This window comes from Microbispora sp. CSR-4 (genome assembly GCF_008033685.1).
GTDB lineage: Bacteria > Actinomycetota > Actinomycetes > Streptosporangiales > Streptosporangiaceae > Microbispora.
Genome location: NZ_VJVX01000001.1, coordinates 225,484 through 243,452 on the forward strand (window position 1 = coordinate 225,484; position 17,969 = coordinate 243,452).

Below are 17,969 nucleotides of genomic sequence, written 5' to 3' on the forward strand. Positions count from 1 at the left end.
GCTGGCCCTGCTGCGGTTGTGGTGCTTAGAGATTACAACACGCTGCCGGAATAGTGCCCCCCAGGTCCGCTTCGCGAACCTTCACAGGCCAGCGCCGTGGATATGGTTTGCGCATGGGTGGTCATGAGGCGATCGACGAACTGCTGGCGGAGGCCGGAGTGGACGGCCTGCGCCTGCGCGGAGCGCTGTCGCTCCTGTCCGACGGCCGCTGGTGGACCCTGGCAGACCTGGTCCGGGATACCGCGACGTCGCGGCGGACGATCGAGTCGCTGCTTCGGGTGCTCCCCCTTGAGCACAGCGGCGACCGTGTCCGTATTCCCAGGGATCAGGCCAACCGCTACAACGTCTGGACGGATACGGATATTTCCGGTCTCGGGAATCCGGTCGCCGGAATGGTCGCGGAGCACGCCGAGACGCTCGGCCGCCTGGAGACCCTGATCGCCAAGGCGCCCCGGGGACGGCACGCGCTCGACCACGTCTCCGCGACCGCCGAGACCGTGCTGCGCCGCGCCCTCCTGCTGGGACGGCGGTTCTGGCTCCCCGGCGCCCGCCTGCTGTGCGTCGGCGACCACGACCTGACCTCGCTGGCCGTACGGATGGTCCATCCGGAGGCCGAGGTCGCCGTGGCCGACATCGACGACCGCATCCTGGAGTACATCGACGCCCAGGACCTCGGGGTGCGCACCCGCTGGGCCGACCTGCGCCTCGGCCTGCCGCCGTCGCTGCGCGGCTGGGCCGACCTCGCGATCACCGACCCGCCGTACACGCCCGAGGGGATCGGCCTGTTCGCCGCCCGGGCCGCCGAGGGCCTGCGCGACCGCGACCAGGGGCGGATCCTCGTGGCGTACGGCGCCTCCGAGCGCACCCCGATGCTCGCACTGAAGGTGCAGAAGGCCCTGTTCGACCTCAACCTGCTGCACGAGGCGATATTTCCGCACTTCAATCGGTATCACGGGGCGGAGGCCATCGGCAGCGCGGCGGACCTGTACGTGCTGCGGCCCACCACGAAGACGTGGCCGGCGATCGCCTCCCGGCTCGACCGCCTCGCCACCGCCATCTACACGCAGGGCCCGCAGGCCGTCGAGTCCGCCCCGGCGGCGCCGCCGGACGAGGCGGCCGTGGCGGCGTTCGGGCCGGACCTGCTCGCCGGCGACTGGCCGCGCGGCCTGCTGCCGAAGGTGCCGCGCACCCGGCTCGCCACCCTGCTGGCCAAGCCGTACGCCGCCGACCCCGAGCGGGTGGCGATCGCCGTGCCGGCCGGGCTCGAGGCGGCGCTGCCCCGCCTGATGCTCGCGACGCGCGCCCGGCACGTGCGCGTGCTCACCGCGGGTCCCGTGGCGGACGTGGTCGCCGACCTGCCCGCGCTCGCCCGCCTGCTCTCCCCCGTCTATCGCCTGGCCGCCGAGGGCCACGTCCTCGACGCCGTACGGCTCCCGCCCCCGGACGGCGGGCAGGACCGGGTGGTGCGCAGGATCATGGACAGCGCGCACGGGAAGACCGGCAACGCCTGGCGCGAGGCGTTGACCGAGACGGCCGGGCTCACCAAGCGGCAGGCCAGGGCCGCCGTCGAGGAGGCCGCGCCGTGGGCCCTCGACGCCGCCCCGCTCGAACTCCCCCTCCACCGCCTCAGCGGGCTGGCGGCACAAGTGACGGCACAGGTGACGACCGGCTGACGGTCCCATTAGGGCGCGGATCGCCGCGCCCGGCCCCAGCGGAGCACGGCCCCAGCTCAGCCGAACCGCCGTGGTCCACAACCCACACGTCCTCGTCTGGCGGCCGGCCCGACATCGGCCGGCCGTCTGACGACTACATGACCGGCGCTCTAGGGTTCGAGGGACGACTGCGCCGAGGTCGCCGTCGCGGACGGGGACGCCGCGGGAGAGGAGCCGGGTTCGGAGGGCGGCTCCTCGGACGGCTGCGCGGTGTCTTCCGGGCCCGGCGGCTGCGCGGGGTCCGACGGCACTCCCGTCACCTTCACCACGCGCCGGAAGATCGCCTTCTCGGCCTCGCGCACGGCCAGCCCGAGCATGATGAAGTCGTCCTTCTCTCCCGGTTCCGCGCCGTCGGTCCGGCCGATCCAGGTCACCCCGAGGTAGTGCCCCAGGACGTAGGCGTTGCCCTCGCTGTAGGTGCCGAACTTCGCCCGCGCCGACTCCAGCGGCTGCACCCAGGCGCCCCGGTAGAGCGACGCCAGCGACTTCGCCAGCGTGTCCGCCGCCGTGACGTCCGCCAGGTTGAACAGGGTGTACTGCGCGACGTACACGCCGTCGGCCGTGCCGTACAGGCCGCGTACGGCCTGGCTGCATCCGGCCTCGGCCAGCGCGTCGGCGAGATCGACTCCCCACACGGCGCCCGCGCACGACTGGTCGAGGCGGCTGGCGAGCCTGCGCAGCGTGACCTTCCCGGAGGTGAGCGTCCGCGCGCCGAACACCTCCTGAGCGGTCAGCGGCGCGGTGTCGGCCTTCCTGTCGGCGATCGGGGCCAGTTCCTGCACCGTCGGCCAGGGCTGGAAGGTCGCGGGCAGGCCCTCCCCCGACACGTCGCCCGACGCCTCGGCCGGTTGCGACTGCCCGCCGCCGATCGCGTTGACCACCAGCGTCAGCACGAGGGCGATCGCCAGCACTCCCACGGCGCTGACCGACCACACGACCACACGCTGCTGCCGGTCGTCCAGCCCGAGGTCGGAGAGCGCGGCCCCGGTCCGCCCCTCGGCCGGCGCCGGCGACCGGCGCTTGCGCTTGGTCATAGACCGCCGGTTCCAATCAGCGAGCCCAGTCCCCAGGTCAGCGAGGCCGCCACGGCCCCCACCACGAGCTGGCGCAGGCCGCTGAACCACCAGCTGCGGGCCGTCACCCGGGATACCACGGCGCCCGCGGCGAACAGCGCCGCCATCGACACCGCGGCCGAGATCCACAAGCCCCGCACGCCCAGCAGGTAGGGCAGGAGCGGCACCAGCGCCCCGAGGCTGAACGACAGGAACGACGACACGGCGGCCACCACGGGCGAGGGCAGGTCGTCGGGGTCCACGCCCAGCTCGGCCCGCGTGTGGACCGCCAGGGCCTCCTCCGGGTTGCGGGAGATCTGCCGGGCGACCTCCCTGGCGGTCTCCGGGTCCACTCCCCGCGCCTCGTACATCCGGGCGAGCTCGACCTCCTCGGCCTCGGGGTGCCGCTCCAGCTCCCGCCGCTCGACGTCGATCTCCGCCTGGGCGAGCTCGCGCTGGCTGGCGACCGACACGTACTCTCCGCCCGCCATGGAGAACGCTCCGGCGGCCAGGCCCGCGATGCCGGCGAGGGCGATGATCCTGGTCTCCGCGGTGCCGCCGGCGACGCCCGCGATCAACGCGAAGTTGGAGACCAGCCCGTCCATCGCGCCGAAGACCGCCGGGCGTAACCAACCGCCGGTGACGTCCCGATGCTCGTGGTGGATCTCGGCCCGCGCCCCCGTCGTGGCCTTCGTCATCGTTGGCCGGCCTCCGGTTCCGCCGCCGGGCCGTCGCTCGCGGCGCCCGCTCCCGCGGTCGCCGTCTGCTTGCCGGAGCCGGTGTCGCCGTCCGGCGGCAGGTCGTCGCCGGCGCCGTCTCGCGCCTCCGCGTCCTCCCGCTCCTCGCCGGAGACGAGCTCCGGCTCGTCGGCCTGGTCGCGTCCGTGGGCGGGATCGGCGGAATCGGCGGGGGCGGCGCCGGCGTCGCCGCTCTGCACGCCCAGCGGCTCCTCGCCCGTACGGGTGCGGGCCAGCCACAGGTATGCCAGCGCGCACAGGAAGATGACGATCGAGGTCCACTGGTTCAGCCGCAGGCCGAGGATGTGGTGGGCGGGGTCCACCCGCAGCCCCTCGATCCAGAACCGGCCGAGCGTGTAGCCCGCGACGTACATCGCGAACACCCGGCCGTGCCGCAGGCTGAACCTGCGGGCGGCGAGGATCAGCACACCGGCGAGCGCGAGGTCCCACAGCGACTCGTACAGGAACGTCGGGTGATAGAGGGTCTCACCGGGGACGGTGCCCGGGCGGCCCGGCTCGATCTCCAGTGCCCACGGCAGGTCGGTCGGGCCGCCGAACAGCTCCTGGTTGAAGTAGTTGCCCCACCGGCCGATGGCCTGCGCCACGGCGACGCCGGGGGCGAGGGTGTCGGCGATGGCGGTGAAGGAGATGCCGCGCCGGCGGCAGCCGATCCATACGCCGAGCGCGCCGAGGGCGATCGCGCCCCAGATGCCGAGGCCGCCCTCCCAGATGAACAGCGCGTCGATCGGCCGTTTGGGCGCGTCCGAGCCGAAGTAGATCTGCCAGTCGGTGATGACGTGATAGAGGCGTCCGCCGACGAGGCCGAAGGGCACGGCCCAGACCGCGAGGTCGGTGATCGTTCCGGGGGCGCCGCCACGGGCGCGCCAGCGGCGTTCGCCGATCCAGACGGCGACGATGACGCCGAGCACGATGCACAGCGCGTACGCACGGATCGGGATCGGTCCGAGATTCCAGACCCCCTGTGACGGGCTGGGAATCGAGGCGAGGAGGGGCATGTAACGTGACGTTACCGCAAGAGAGGGCGGGTCCGGAGCGAGGTCGCGGGCAACCGTTCCGCGACCTGCGCCGACCGATCATCACACCTTGTTCAGGCCCCGGCGGCGGGCGTACGGCGGAGACCGGCCAGGCGCGCGACCGCCCGGCGGGCCTCCGCCACCGGCCAGGCGCCGGGCGGCCGGCACCATCTGCGTGGTCGAGCATCAGAGCTGGTCGCGGACGCCCGCCTCGCGTGCCAGGCCCTTGGTCTGGTCGCCCAGGTCGCCCCGGAGCGCCGTACGGGCCCGGCCGAGGCGGGCCACGGGAAGGAGCGCGCGCCCGTGCGTGTCCTCCAGCTCGAAGGCCAGCGCGGCGTAGTAGGCGGCGGCCGCGAGCACCAGACCTGCGACGCCCGCCGCGGTCCGCCATTCCGGGGACGCGGTGAGCTCGTAGACACCGGTGAGCGCGAACCTGGTGGCCGATATCGTCATCACGACGGCGGCCAGCAGCTTGGGCAGGCCCGCGAGGGCCGGGACGAGCATGGCCGCCGCGGCCGTGAGCAGAACGACGCCCAGCGCCGGGTCGGCGGTGCCGGGCGCGGAGGTGCCGGGCGCGGAGGTGCCGGGCGCGGAGGTGAGCGTGACGGCGCCGACCACCGCCCACGTTCCGGAGAGGATGCCCATCGCGGCCCCGGCGACCGGATCGCGGGCGAGGAAGGCGAGCACCGAGACGAGGAACTGCAGCGGCGCGGTGAACAGCAGCACGGCCAGGGCGGCGATATGCGCCTGCGCGGCGGACACCAGTCGAAGCTCCACGACGGCGAAGGCGGTCGTGGCCATGGCGAGGCCGAGGAACCCCAGCGGCAGCGGGCTGCCCATGGGCCGCAGGACGACACGGACGGGACCGGCCTGTCCGTCGTCCCGTCCGCCGGACCGCTCTCCCGGGAGGTCGCGCCCGCTCATCGCCCCGGCCGGGGCGCCCCCCCGCGGTCTCGGTGGAAGACCCCGCTCTTGTGGGCCTTCTTCCCCGGTGTGGGCGGGCACGGCGCCTCCTCGCTCGGCTCACCGCCGCGGATTCGCCGGGCGCGGGCGGGAAACCGGCCGGACCGGCCCCTCCCCCGCCTGTGGCGGAGCGTGTGACACCGCGCTCGATACCCCTGTCGCGGGAGCGCCACGCGGCCCTTGCCCGATTCTTGGGGAGGGCCGCGTTCTCGGCGGGGGCCGCGCTCTCAGCGGGGGCGCGCTCTCAGCGGGGGGCGCGTTCTCAGCGAGGACCTGCTCTCGGCCGGACCGCGTTCTCGGCGAGGACCGGCCCGGGACGGCCCGGGTGGGGGCCGTCCCGGCGGGAGGTCACTTGCCGGCGTTCTCCACCGCGTCACGCAGCGAGCTCGGCACGAAGGCGACGTTGCTGTCGAGTTCCTTGCCGTCGATCTTGAGGGTCGGCGTTCCCTGCAGCTTCTGCGCGGTCATGGTCTGCGACGAGAACTGCTGGTGCGCGGCCACGTTGCGCTGCTGCCGCACGCAGGTGTCGAAGTCGGGGGCGGTGACGCCGGCCTGCTTGCCCCACTTGATCAGCTCGTCGGCGGAGAAGCCGCTCACGGTCTCGCTCGGCTGGTTCTTGTAGAGCAGGTCGTGGAACGCCAGCCACTGCCGCCCGTCGGTGATGCAACGGGCCGCGGAGGCCGCGCGCAGCGAGTTGCTCTTGGTCGGGTCCTCCGTGAAGATCGTGATCGGGTGATACACGACCTTGGCCTTGCCCTCGGCGGCGAGGTTCTTCAGCGTCGAGCCGCTGGTCTCCTCGAACTGCTTGCAGGCCGGGCACTGGAAGTCCTCGAACACGTCGACCACGGGCTTGGTCACGCCGGCCTTGGCCATCACGACCGTGCCGTCCTTCTCCACGGTGACGGGTGCGACATTGCCGGTCGCCTCCTCCGAGGTTCCCTGCCGCACCGACCACACCGTGAAGGCTGCGGCGATCACGACGATCACCGCGATGGTGACGATCATCGTGATGCGCTTGCGCTGCTCCTGCTTGCGCAGGGCCTCGCGCTGGGCCGCGATCCGGGCCCTGGCCGCCTCACTCGTCCGCTTGCTCACGAAGCTTCCCCCCTGGCTGTTTTCACGGCCGCGTGCCGCCGTCGTACGCGGTCACGCGGCGTCGTCCTCGCCGTCCGAACCGTCCGCGTCCGCTGTTTCCCGCTCCCCCGTGAAGCCCAGCGCGGAGTCCAGCGACAGACGGCCGGACGGCCTGACCACGATCCACGCCGCGCAGAGCAGCAGCCCGAGGTCGCGCATCAGCTCCCAGAAGTAGTTCGGATCCTGTCCGGCGGCGAGCGTGCCGTCCCCGCCGAAGCAGCCGCAGTCGATGCGCAGCCCCCGGGCCCAGGCCGACGCGATGCCGATGACGAACGCCACCATCAGCACCCCGCCGACGACCGCCACCGCGCGCGTGAACAGGCCGACGAGCAGCAGCAGGCCCGTGATGATCTCCAGCACGGGCAGGCCGTATCCCACGACCTGCGCGACGGAGTCGGGCAGAAGTTGATAGGCCCGCACCGCCTGGACCGACAACGCGGGCGCTCCGATCTTGAGCGCCCCGGCGACGATCAGTACGCCGGCGAGCACGACCCGTGCGGCGGTCGTGACCCAGGAGAGCACGGGTTTCGCGGGCTGTAACCGTTCGGACACCGAGGCGCCGGATGCCAACTGAACCATGAGTCTCCTCGCCCGGTAGGCAACACCGACTGAACAGTACCGGGACCCAACCTCACCATGTGCTGGATAAGAGCATGGTAAGCCGCCTTATCTTGGCTGCTCACGGCGCATGTACGGGAAGGAAACCCCAGGGCGGCTCAGCGCCGGACACCCCTGGCGAGTTCGGACGCGAGCTCGCGTACCGCCGCAAGACCGGACTTCTCGTCCGGCGCGTCGAGCAGGCGCCGGATGAAGGCGGACCCGACGATGACGCCGTCGGCGTACGCCGCGACCTCGGCGGCCTGGGCGCCGTTGCCGACGCCGAGACCGACGCAGACGGGCAGCGACGTGTTCGCCCTGGTCCGCTTGACCAGGCCCTCCGCCGCCGAGCTCACGGACTCCCTGGCACCGGTCACGCCCATCAGCGAGGCCGCGTACACGAAGCCCGTGCAGCAGGCGGCGACCCGGGCGATGCGCTCGTCCGGCGAGCTGGGCGCGACGAGGAAGACCGTGTCGATGCCGGCGTCCTTGCTCGCGGCGAGCCAGGGCTCGGACTCCTCGGGCGTCAGGTCCGGCGTGATGGTCCCGACGCCGCCCGCCGACGCGAGGTCGCGCGCGAAGCGCTCGGCGCCGTAGCGGTCGATCGGGTTCCAGTAGGTCATGACCAGCGTCGCGGCCCCCGACTTCGCCACGCCCTCGACGGTGCGCAGCACGTCGGCGATGCGGGTGCCGTTGGTCAGCGATCGGTGGACCGCGTCCTGGATGGTCGGGCCGTCCATGAGCGGATCGGAGTACGGCAGGCCGATCTCGATCACGTCGCAGCCGGCCTCGACCATCGCGGTCGCCGCGGCGACCGCGCCGTCCTTGGTCGGGAAGCCCGCCGGCAGGTAACCGACGAGCGCGGCCCTGTCCTCGGCACGGGCCTTGTCGAACACCGCGTGGAGTGTCGTCATCGGGATGCCCTATCGATGCTGATCAGAGGTTGAAGTACTTCATCGCGGTGCCCATGTCCTTGTCACCGCGGCCCGACAGGTTCACCAGGATGAGAGCGTCGGGGCCGAGCTCGCGGCCCAGCCGCAGCGCGCCCGCGAGCGCGTGCGAGGACTCGATGGCCGGGATGATGCCCTCGGTGCGGGCGAGCAGGGCGAAGGCCTCCATGGCCTCCGCGTCGGTCACGCCCTCGTAGGTGGCCCGGCCGGTGTCCTTGAGCCACGCGTGCTCCGGGCCCACACCGGGGTAGTCGAGGCCGGCCGAGATCGAGTGGGACTCGATCGTCTGGCCCTCCTCGTCCTGCAGGACGTAGGTGCGGGCGCCGTGCAGCACGCCGACGCTGCCCTCGGTCAGGGTCAGCGCGTGCTCGCCGGTCTCCGCGCCCCGGCCGCCGGCCTCGTAGCCGTACAGCCGGACGTCCTGGTCCTCGACGAAGGCGTGGAAGACGCCGATGGCGTTCGAGCCGCCGCCGACGGCGGCGCAGACGGCGTCCGGCAGCCTGCCGGTGAGCTCCAGGACCTGACGGCGGGCCTCCACGCCGATGATCCTGGCGAAGTCGCGCACGATCTCAGGGAACGGGTGCGGACCCGCGACGGTGCCGAACAGGTAGTGGGTGTGGTCGACGTTGGTGACCCAGTCGCGGAACGCCTCGTTGATGGCGTCCTTGAGGGTCTGGCTGCCGTTGGTGACGGGCACGACCGTCGCGCCGAGGAGCTTCATCCTGGCGACGTTGAGCGCCTGGCGCTCGCAGTCGACGGCGCCCATGTAGATGACGCACTCCAGGCCCATGAGCGCCGCGGCGGTGGCGGTGGCCACGCCGTGCTGGCCCGCCCCGGTCTCCGCGATGACGCGCCGCTTGCCCAGCCGCTTGGTCAGCAGCGCCTGGCCGAGCACGTTGTTGATCTTGTGTGCGCCCGTGTGGGTGAGGTCCTCGCGCTTGAGCAGGATCCGCGCGCCGCCCGCGTGCTCGGCGAACCGCGGCACCTCGGTCAGCGTCGTGGGACGGCCGGCGTACGTGCGCAGCAGGTGGTCGAACTCGCGCAGGAAGCCCAGGTCGGTCTTGGCCTTCTCGTACTCCGCGGCGACCTCGTCGAGGGCCGGGATGAGCGCCTCCGGAACATACCTGCCGCCGAAGATGCCGAACTTGCCGTTGATGTCCGGGTCGTTGCCGTGGACGCCGTTGCCGGCCAGGTCCGCGGGGGTGAGGATCATCCCCTCCGTCGCGGTCACGTGGCCTCCTTCCGATGCGCTGTCGTTCACGAGTGCCTCTCGGAGCCGGTGTCCTGCCGGGAGGCCGGGTGGGCGCCCGCGGTCACGAGGTCGTTGACCGCCGCCTTGGGGTCCCTGCCGGTGACCAGGCTCTCGCCGACCAGGACGGCGTCCGCCCCCGCCCTCGCGTACGCGAGCAGGTCGTGCGGGCCGCGCACCCCGGACTCGGCGACCTTGATGACGCCGTCCGGCACCTTGGGCGCGAGCTTGGCGAACACCTCGCGGTCCACCTCAAGCGTCTTGAGGTTGCGGGCGTTCACCCCGATGATCTTGGCGCCGGCGTCGACCGCCCGGGCCAGCTCCTCCTCGGTGTGCACCTCGACGAGCGGGGCGAGCCCGATCGACTCGGCCCGCTCGATCAGCGAGACGAGCGCCTGCTGGTCGAGGGCCGCCACGATGAGCAGGGCGAGGTCGGCGCCGTGCGCCCTGGCCTCCCACAGCTGGTAGGAGGTGACGATGAAGTCCTTGCGCAGGACGGGGATGTCCACGGCCGCGCGCACGGCCGCGAGGTCGGCGAGCGTGCCGCCGAACCTGCGCCGCTCCGTGAGCACGCTGATGACGTGGGCGCCGCCCTCCTCGTAGTCCGCCGCGAGGGCGGCGGGGTCGGCGATCGCGGCGAGCGCGCCCTTCGAGGGGCTCGACCGCTTCACCTCCGCGATGACCGACACCCGGTCGCCGCCGAGCGCGGCGTAGGCGTCCCGGGGTTCGGGTGCGCGGGCGGCGAGCCGCTTGAGCTCTTCGATCGGCACGTCGCGCTGCCGCTCCTCGAGGTCCTCCCGGACGCCCGAGATGATGTCCTCAAGAACACTCACGCGTCCTCCTCGCCTTTGGCTCGGAGCTCACGCGATCTGCCTGTCCGCTCGCTCACGCGTAAGGGTCCCTCCGGTCGGCTGCTCTGCGTGTCCTGCCCTGCGATGGTATCGGCCCGTCTCGCGTCGAGCCGCCACCGGGTCGATTCACGGTGCGAGGAATTGCCCGAAAGGCGTATTACGCACCACCCCGAAGACGGCCGCGACGGCGAGGAGTCCCCACAGGTACGCGGGGCGCGCGCCGTCCGGGCGCATGGGCCGTCCCTGCCATGATCGTAACGCCCATCGGGCCCACAACGTGATTACGACAGGAACGCAGAAGACAAAGAGCAGGTTCATCCGCGCCGCCCCGGCGATGTCGGCGTGGGCGAGGTCGTGCACGGCGCGCAGCGCGCCGCACCCGGGGCAGTAGAGGCCGGTCAGGTAATAGAGCGGGCAGACGGGGTAGTGACCCGGTTCGTGCGGGTCGACCACCGCCAGGCATGTCACCGCCGCGGCCAGAACGGCCGCGGCGCCGAACGGCGCGCACAGCGACCGCACCCGGTCGCGCGCGCGCCGTCCGGTGACTTCCATGGAGGTCAGCCTAACGCGGGGCTCGCACGACCACGGTGCCGACGATCTTGTCGGCGAAGGTCTGGCGCTTGGCGTCCCAGAGCGGCCACAGGTAGCCGATGTAGCAGGGCAGGCCGTCCACGATGTGGCAGATGTACCGGACGACGGCCATGCCGAATCCGATGTACTCGCCGGTCTGCTCCTTGACCGTCTGGATGCCGACGACCTTCTTGCCGACCGTCTGGCCGGTGGTGCCCTCCTTGTGCTTCAGCCACAGGCCCAGGCCGAGGGCGACGACGATGGCCAGGAGGGAGAGCACCAGGCCGATGCCGAAGCCGGAGCCGACCTGGCCGGTCTCCTGGTCCACCGAGCCGGCGCTCAGGGCGCTGCCGATGATGCTCAGGATCCAGGTGGGGACGCCGACGATGAGGCCGTCGATCAGCGTGGCGCCGACGCGCAGGCCCCAGTGCGCGAGCTCGGGAGCCGGGTAGCCCCCGGGCTGGCCGTACGCGCCGCCGTACTGGGCGCCGTACTGACCGCCGTACTGGTCGCCGGCGGGCGCGGACGGGTAGCCCTGCGGCGGCGGGTAACCGCCACCCTGGGGGTAGCCGCCCTGGGGAGGCGGGTAGCCGCCCTGCGGCGGGGGGTAGCCGCCCTGCGGGCCGGGCTGGTTCTGCGGGTAACCACCCGGGTTGTAGCCCGGGTCGTTGCCGTACGTCATGGAATGCTCCTGCGTGAGTGGGGGAAAAGGGGTCTCGGATCTTCTCAGCGCGACAAGACCGGAGACGGCCCCGAGAATCCGCGGAGCGCCGCATGGAGACGGGCCGGGGATGCCGGAGAGAAGTGACGCGACGACCACGCCGTTGCCGCCCGCGCCGGAAGGTGGCCGGCGCTGATGCGGACCGGACGGAGGAGATGGCGACGACCGCCGGACACCGGCGGCAGGTCACACCGGCCGGGCCGGCGGCCGTGGCCGCCTGTGCCGCCCAGCCGACTCCCGTGGCTCATTCGGTCTCCTACGCGACGATCAGAGGTCGGCGGGAAGCCTATCGGCAGCAGGGCGGCCGGCCGGGGCAAGACTTAGCTTTGTGGACAATTTGTAATCGAGGTGTAAACGGCCCAACACGCACCGGAGAGCTGCTCTCCAGCCGGTGGACGGGCTACGCGGTGGGGTCCTCACCCTCGTCGATGGCGTCCCACATCGCCCTGTCGGCGTCCTTGACCCTCGCGGTGCCGCCGCCCGTGCCGGTGTGCCCGGCCCCCCGCTCGTACCTGCTCGACATGCCGGGCCAGCGCGCGCTCAGGATCGCCGCCGCCACGCCCGCCCCGGCCAGGACGAGCCCGCCCACGACGGTGAGCAGCGGCCAGACCCAGGCGCGCGACTCCACGGAGATGTGACCGGAGGACGTCACCGCGGTCGTCATGTGCCGCGCGGCCACGGACAGGATCGTCGCCTCGCGCGTGCCGTCCCAGGCCCCGGCCGCGACCGCCACGCCGAGGAGGGCGACCACCACGCTCGTCACGCGCCGCGCGGCCCCCCGGGTCGCCAGCACGGCCAGCACGGCGGCGAGCGCGGCCAGCGCGGCGGGGGTGAGCCAGGCCACCAGGTCGTTGCCGGTGAGGGAGCCGCTGCCCGCTCCGGCGGGGCCTTCCGCCGTGCCTTTCACGGTGCCGAGCGCGACCCACACGCGGCCCGCGGCGAGCAGCGCGAGCCCGCCGCCTGCGGCGCAGGCGGCCAGCCACACCAGCAGCGAGCGCCGCGCCGTACGCGCCTGGTCGCGGGCGGGAGCGGGGGCGGTCACGGCGCGCCGCTCACGTCGAGGACGTCGGCGTCGAAGCAGGTGCGGTCGCCGGTGTGGCAGGCCGCCCCCACCTGGTCGACCTTGAGCAGGATCGTGTCGCCGTCGCAGTCGAGCGCCACGTGCTTGACCCACTGCACGTGGCCGGAGGTGTCGCCCTTCACCCAGTACTCCCCCCGGCTGCGGGACCAGTAGGTCGCCCGGCCGGTGGTGAGCGTGCGGTGCAGCGCCTCGTCGTCCATCCAGGCGAGCATGAGCACCTCTCCGGTGTCGTGCTGCTGGACGATCGCGGGCACCAGGCCGTCCGGCGTGCGCTTCAGCCGGTCGGCGATCTTGGGGTCGAGGGCCATGAGGCCAATTCTGCCGCAGCCCCCGGCCGCCCCCGCCGCCGCTATGCGGACGCGGCGGTCACCAGCGACAGCGGAAGATCGCCCACTCGGCGTACGGCGTGCTCCTCGCCGCCCCGGCCGCCCCGGTAGACCGATCCCGTGACCCAGGTCGCGGTGTTGGACGCGACGACCCGGCCCTCGTCGTTGACGAGGAACGCCGGGCCCGGGATCGCGCGCAGCGCCGGGAGCACCGCGGCCTCGAACCGCCGGACGAACACGTCGGCCGCGGCCACCCCGGCGAAGGTCCCGCCCGCCAGCACGGGCACCGACAGCGTGAGGCTGTACTCGTCGGTGCACAGATAGTCGACGTACGGCCCGCAGATCGTGCGCTCCGCGCCGGACGACGGGCCGGCGTACCAGTCCCAGTGGGTGTAGTCGTAGAAGGCGCTGCTCGCCGGGTCCATGTCCCGCAGGAGCTGCACGGGATCTCCGGAGGGGTTCTCCTGCCACCACTCCAGGTACCACGGCGCGTCGGCCAGCAGGCCGGGCGCGGCGATGAAGCCGATCCCCGCGATCAGGGCGGGCAGATGGGCGGGCATGTGCGCGGACAGCGCGCCGCCGCGCAGCCGGGCCCACAGCAGCGGGCGCAGCGCCGCGAGGTCGGCCGCCACCGGGCGGCGCGTGCCGCCGGCGGGCAGGGCGCAGGCGACGGCGGCGTCGCGGACCTCGCGCAGCGCCTCGAAGACGCCCTCGGCCGCCTCGCGCACCCGCGCCACCGCCGCGGCGGCGCGGTCGTGGCCGGCCTGCGCAAGAGACGCCACTGTGCTCATGCCTGTCACTCCCGCAGACGCAGCCGAAGCTCGATGAGGTGTCGTGTCGCGTCGAGCACGTGCCGCTCGGCGACGGCCCTGGCCTGCTCGCCGTCGCCGCGCTCGACGGCCTCGGCGATGGCGCGATGCTGTGCCGCCGTCTCATGGTGCCCGCCCAGGCCCTCGTGCGGAAGCCAGAGCAACGCTCCGATGTCAGCCTGTAACCGGGTCTCCTCCTGAGTGAGGCGAGCCGACTGCGAGGCCGCCGCGACCTCGATGTGGAACCGGCCGTCGAGCCTGCGCAGCCGGGCGCACGCCTCCGCGGACCCGGCCGCCTCCGGCGCGGCGGCGACGGCGTCCATCTCGTCCAGCGTGCGCCGCAGGGGCGCGACGTCCGAGGGCAGCGAGCGCTCGGCGGCGAGCCGGGCCGCCGCCCCCGCGATGGCCGCGTAGTGGTCGCCGAAGTCGCGCAGCTCGTCGGGGGCGAACGCGCGCAGCCGCGCCAGGAGGTCGATCCCGGCGGGACGCCGCACGAAGCTGCCGCCGCCCCGCCCGCGCCGCGTCTCGACCATCCCCTGCTGGCGCAGCGCCATGAGCGCCTCCCGCAGGGTCACGGTGGAGACACCGAGCCGGCCCGCGAGCTCGGCCTCGCTGGGCAGCTGCTCCCCGTCGGCGAGCAGGCCGACCGCGATCGCGTCGGCGAGCCGCCGGACCACGGCGTCCACCCGGGCGGTGCTGTCCACGGGTGAGAAGACGGCCAGGCGGGCCATGTTCACGGTCGCACTCCTGTTCGCCCGCGCCGTCGCGAAAAATCGGGCCTCCGCGGAAGTTCACAACAGTGATACCGGATCGGGTCTTTACGCGAAACATTTAACTCCATATGTTTCAGGTCATGCCAGACCAAGCAGTCAGTCTTCGCGGCCTGCGCAAGAACTTCGGGCCGGTCGAGGCCGTGGCCGGGATCGATCTCGACGTCGCCGACGGGGAGTTCTTCGCGATGCTCGGGCCGTCCGGGTCGGGGAAGACCACCGTGCTGCGCATGATCGCCGGGTTCGAGTCGCCCACGGCGGGCACGGTCGAGCTGGGCGGGCGTGACGTCACGCGGCTCGCGCCGTTCGAGCGCGACGTGAACACGGTCTTCCAGGACTACGCGCTGTTCCCCCACATGAGCGTGCTGGACAACGTCGAGTACGGCCTGCGGGTGAAGAAGGTGCCGCGAGCGGAGCGGCACGAGCGGGCGCTCGCCGCGCTGCGCTCGGTGCGGCTCGAGGGCTTCGAGAAGCGGCGCCCGGCCCAGTTGTCCGGCGGCCAGCGCCAGCGGGTCGCGCTGGCCCGCGCGCTGGTCAACCGGCCGCGCGTGCTGCTGCTCGACGAGCCGCTCGGCGCGCTCGACCTCAAGCTCCGCGAGGAGATGCAGGTCGAGCTGAAGGCGATCCAGCGGGAGGTCGGCATCACGTTCCTGTTCGTGACCCACGACCAGGAGGAGGCGCTGACGATGAGCGACCGGATCGCGGTGTTCGACCAGGGCAGGATCGAGCAGATCGGCACCCCCGCCGAGGTGTACGAGCGCCCGGCCACCGCCTTCGTCGCCTCGTTCGTGGGCACCTCCAACCTCGTCTTCGGCGAGGCCGCGCGGGCCGTGCTGGGCAGGGAGGGCACCTTCAGCGTCCGGCCCGAGAAGCTGCGCGTCGTGCTCGGCGAGGAGCCGCCGGCACCGGACGAGCACGAGGCCGCCGGTGTGATCCGCGAGGTCGTGTACGCCGGTCCGGCGACCCGGTTCGTCGTGGACCTCGACGCGGGCGGGCGCCTGATCGCCCTCCAGCAGAACCTGGAGGCGTCCTCCATGGACGTGACGGGCCTGCGCGGCGCCCGCGTCCGCCTCGTGTGGAACCGCCGGCACGAGTTCCCCATCGACACCCCGGCCGAGCCGGTCGCCGCCGGCTGACGCCGGCTGACTCCGCCACCGCGCCCCCGGCACCGCGCCCAGGCACCGCGCCCAGGCACCGCGCCCCCCGGCACCACTCACAGCAAGGAGAACCACGATGCGGTCCCCCCGTCCGCGTTTCGCCAGGCCGTCTCTCGTCGTCACCGCCGCGCTCGCCCTCGCGGCCGTCGCGGGCTGCGGCGGCGGCTCGTCCACCGACGGCGGCGGCTCGGCCGCGGCCCCCGGCGGCGCCTTCACCCCGCCGAAGATCGAGACCCTGAAGTCCCTCGGCCCCGGCGAGGGACAGGTCAACCTCGTCGCCTGGGCCGGCTACGCGGAGGACGGCTCCAACGACCCCAAGGTCGACTGGGTCCACCCGTTCGAGAAGGCCACCGGCTGCACGGTCAACACCAAGACCGCGGGCACGTCCGACGAGATGGTCAACCTGATGAAGACCGGCGAGTACGACGCGGTGTCGGCGTCCGGCGACGCCTCGCTGCGCCTGATCGCCTCCGGCACGGTCGCGCCGGTCAACACCGACCTCGTGCCCAACTACAAGGACGTGTTCGAGGGGCTGAAGCTCAAGCCGTGGAACTCGGTCAACGGGGTCGCGTACGGCATCCCGCACGGCCGCGGCGCGAACCTCCTCATGTGGCGCACGGACACGGTGAACCCGGCCCCCGACTCCTGGGGCGTCGTGTTCGACCCCGCCTCGCCCTACAAGGGCAAGGTGACGGCGTACGACTCCCCCATCTACATCGCCGACGCCGCACTCTACCTCATGTCGGCCAGGCCCGAGCTGGGGATCAAGGACCCGTACGCGCTGGACGAGACGCAGCTCAAGGCCGCGGTCGACCTGCTCAAGCAGCAGAAGCAGAACATCGGCGAATACTGGTCCGACTACACCAAGGCGGTGCAGTCGTTCAAGTCCGGCGACACGGCCGTGGGCACGACCTGGCAGGTGATCGCCAACCTGGTGGAGGCCGACAAGGCGCCGGTGCAGACGACGCTGCCCAAGGAGGGCTCCACCGGCTGGTCGGACACGTGGATGGTCGCCGCGCAGGCCAAGCACCCCAACTGCGCCTACAAGTGGCTCGACTGGATCATCTCCCCCACGGCCAACGCGCAGGTGGCCGAGTGGTTCGGCGAGGCGCCGGCCAACGCCAAGGCGTGCGAGCAGACGTCCGACAAGTCCTTCTGCGACACCTACCACGCGACCGACGAGGAGTACTTCTCCAAGGTCCACTACTGGACCACGCCGATCGCGCAGTGCCTCGACGGGCGCACCGACGTCAAGTGCACCGACTACTCCGAGTGGACCCGGGCCTGGACCGAGATCAAGGGCTGAGCGCTCCCCGGGGGACGGCCGCCCGGCCGTCCCCCCCTCGGCCGCATGAGCAGCCCCACGGAGAGAAGACGATGACGACCCTCACGACGACGGCCGCCTCCCCCGGGATGCGGAGGCGGGCCGCCTCATTCCTGCACCGGCACGCCGGCGTGCGGCTGTCGCTGCTGCTGTCGGCGCCCCTGGCCTGGCTGGGACTGGCCTACCTGGGCGCGCTCGCCGCCCTTCTGGTCACCGCGTTCTGGTCGACGGACGTGTTCACCGGTGACGTGGTCAAGGTGTTCACCTGGGCCAACTTCACCGATCTGGTCACCGGCGAGGTCTATCGCACGGTCGCCCTGCGCTCGATCGGCGTGGCCGCGGCGGTCACGCTGATCGACCTGGTGGTGGCCTTCCCCATGGCGTTCGCGATGGCCAAGCTGGCCTCGCCGCGTGCCCAGCGCTGGCTCGTGATCGCCGTGCTCACCCCATTGTGGGCGTCCTACCTGGTCAAGGCGTACGCGTGGCGGGTGATGCTGTCCTCGGACGGCGTGCTCGGCTGGGGTTACGGCCTGACCGCCACCGTGGTGACCCTGTCGTACCTGTGGCTGCCGTACATGATCCTGCCGATCTACGCGGGGCTCGAACGGCTGCCGAACTCGCTGCTCGACGCGGCCGGGGACCTCGGCGCGCGCCCGTGGCGGACGTTCCGCACGGTGGTCTGGCCGCTGACCTTCCCCGCCGCCGTGGCGGGGTCGATCTTCACGTTCTCCCTCTCCCTGGGCGACTACATCACCGTGAAGATCGTCGGTGGCAAGACCCAGCTCATCGGCAACGTGGTCTACGACAACATCGGCGCGGCCAACAACCTGCCCTTCGCCGCCGCCGTCGCCACCGTCCCCGTCGTGATCATGCTGGTCTACCTCGCGGCCGTACGCCGCACCGGCGCGCTGGAGAACCTGTGAGAGAGCGAA

The 17,969-nt window shown here is 72.6% G+C and carries 19 protein-coding genes; 4 read left to right on the forward strand and 15 right to left on the reverse strand.

The window, feature by feature from the left end:
* The first annotated feature begins 113 nt into the window (after positions 1-113).
* Complete coding sequence (locus FLV34_RS01080) at positions 114-1,673, forward strand: bis-aminopropyl spermidine synthase family protein (RefSeq protein WP_261985608.1); 1,560 nt, start codon at positions 114-116, stop codon at positions 1,671-1,673.
* Between the two features lie 149 nt (positions 1,674-1,822).
* On the opposite strand, the gene FLV34_RS40115 is transcribed toward FLV34_RS01080, so the two are convergent.
* The 15 genes from FLV34_RS40115 to FLV34_RS01155 form a co-directional block, all read right to left on the reverse strand.
* The gene (locus FLV34_RS40115; RefSeq protein ID WP_187280511.1) at positions 1,823-2,746 is read right to left on the reverse strand and encodes a hypothetical protein; all 924 of its coding nucleotides are present in this window, start codon (positions 2,744-2,746) and stop codon (positions 1,823-1,825) included.
* Positions 2,743-3,462 (reverse strand): VIT1/CCC1 transporter family protein, encoded by a 720-nt coding sequence (locus tag FLV34_RS01090; protein WP_142645083.1) that lies wholly within the window; start codon positions 3,460-3,462, stop codon positions 2,743-2,745. The genes FLV34_RS40115 and FLV34_RS01090 overlap by 4 nt, the downstream gene beginning before the upstream one ends.
* Positions 3,459-4,517 carry a prolipoprotein diacylglyceryl transferase gene (gene lgt, locus FLV34_RS01095; RefSeq protein ID WP_147942167.1) on the reverse strand — a complete coding sequence of 353 codons (1,059 nt, stop codon included), beginning with the start codon at positions 4,515-4,517 and terminating at the stop codon, positions 3,459-3,461. Before lgt ends, FLV34_RS01090 begins: the two co-directional genes overlap by 4 nt.
* Positions 4,518-4,721: 204 nt before the next feature.
* Entirely contained in the window at positions 4,722-5,459 is a 738-nt protein-coding gene (locus tag FLV34_RS01100) for a GPR1/FUN34/YaaH family transporter (protein WP_147942168.1), read from the reverse strand.
* Positions 5,460-5,846: 387 nt separating this feature from the next.
* Positions 5,847-6,593, reverse strand: a complete 747-nt coding sequence (locus tag FLV34_RS01105; RefSeq protein ID WP_142645080.1) for a thioredoxin domain-containing protein — start codon at positions 6,591-6,593, stop codon at positions 5,847-5,849.
* A gap of 51 nt (positions 6,594-6,644) precedes the next feature.
* Positions 6,645-7,211, reverse strand: a complete 567-nt coding sequence (locus FLV34_RS01110; protein WP_142645079.1) for a DoxX family protein — start codon at positions 7,209-7,211, stop codon at positions 6,645-6,647.
* 137 nt (positions 7,212-7,348) lie between these two features.
* Positions 7,349-8,143 carry a tryptophan synthase subunit alpha gene (gene trpA, locus FLV34_RS01115; protein ID WP_142645078.1) on the reverse strand — a complete coding sequence of 265 codons (795 nt, stop codon included), beginning with the start codon at positions 8,141-8,143 and terminating at the stop codon, positions 7,349-7,351.
* Positions 8,144-8,165: 22 nt separating this feature from the next.
* Positions 8,166-9,392: a tryptophan synthase subunit beta gene (gene trpB / locus FLV34_RS01120; RefSeq protein WP_142645231.1), complete on the reverse strand. Its 1,227-nt coding sequence runs from the start codon at positions 9,390-9,392 to the stop codon at positions 8,166-8,168.
* Between the two features lie 44 nt (positions 9,393-9,436).
* Entirely contained in the window at positions 9,437-10,261 is an 825-nt protein-coding gene (trpC, locus tag FLV34_RS01125; protein ID WP_142645077.1) for an indole-3-glycerol phosphate synthase TrpC, read from the reverse strand.
* A 144-nt stretch (positions 10,262-10,405) separates the two neighbouring features.
* Positions 10,406-10,831 carry a DUF2752 domain-containing protein gene (locus FLV34_RS01130; RefSeq protein WP_147942169.1) on the reverse strand — a complete coding sequence of 142 codons (426 nt, stop codon included), beginning with the start codon at positions 10,829-10,831 and terminating at the stop codon, positions 10,406-10,408.
* A 10-nt stretch (positions 10,832-10,841) separates the two neighbouring features.
* Positions 10,842-11,531, reverse strand: a complete 690-nt coding sequence (locus tag FLV34_RS01135; protein WP_147942170.1) for an RDD family protein — start codon at positions 11,529-11,531, stop codon at positions 10,842-10,844.
* 439 nt (positions 11,532-11,970) lie between these two features.
* Positions 11,971-12,612 (reverse strand): Trp biosynthesis-associated membrane protein, encoded by a 642-nt coding sequence (locus FLV34_RS01140; RefSeq protein ID WP_187280512.1) that lies wholly within the window; start codon positions 12,610-12,612, stop codon positions 11,971-11,973.
* Positions 12,609-12,959, reverse strand: a complete 351-nt coding sequence (gene hisI / locus FLV34_RS01145; protein WP_030509961.1) for a phosphoribosyl-AMP cyclohydrolase — start codon at positions 12,957-12,959, stop codon at positions 12,609-12,611. The genes FLV34_RS01140 and hisI overlap by 4 nt, the downstream gene beginning before the upstream one ends.
* A gap of 41 nt (positions 12,960-13,000) precedes the next feature.
* Entirely contained in the window at positions 13,001-13,768 is a 768-nt protein-coding gene (locus tag FLV34_RS01150; protein ID WP_142645073.1) for a hypothetical protein, read from the reverse strand.
* Between the two features lie 5 nt (positions 13,769-13,773).
* A complete protein-coding gene (locus FLV34_RS01155; protein ID WP_147942319.1) occupies positions 13,774-14,517 on the reverse strand; it encodes a FadR/GntR family transcriptional regulator in 744 nt (247 codons plus the stop codon).
* A 122-nt stretch (positions 14,518-14,639) separates the two neighbouring features.
* Between FLV34_RS01155 and FLV34_RS01160 the strand changes: the two genes are divergently transcribed.
* The 3 genes from FLV34_RS01160 (at position 14,640) to FLV34_RS01170 (ending at position 17,960) form a co-directional block, all read left to right on the forward strand.
* Positions 14,640-15,692 carry an ABC transporter ATP-binding protein gene (locus tag FLV34_RS01160; RefSeq protein WP_147942172.1) on the forward strand — a complete coding sequence of 351 codons (1,053 nt, stop codon included), beginning with the start codon at positions 14,640-14,642 and terminating at the stop codon, positions 15,690-15,692.
* Positions 15,693-15,789: 97 nt separating this feature from the next.
* Positions 15,790-17,019, forward strand: coding sequence for an ABC transporter substrate-binding protein (locus FLV34_RS01165; protein WP_142645071.1), 1,230 nt, complete (start codon positions 15,790-15,792; stop codon positions 17,017-17,019).
* A 71-nt stretch (positions 17,020-17,090) separates the two neighbouring features.
* A complete protein-coding gene (locus tag FLV34_RS01170) occupies positions 17,091-17,960 on the forward strand; it encodes an ABC transporter permease (RefSeq protein ID WP_142645070.1) in 870 nt (289 codons plus the stop codon).
* Positions 17,961-17,969: the final 9 nt, after the last annotated feature.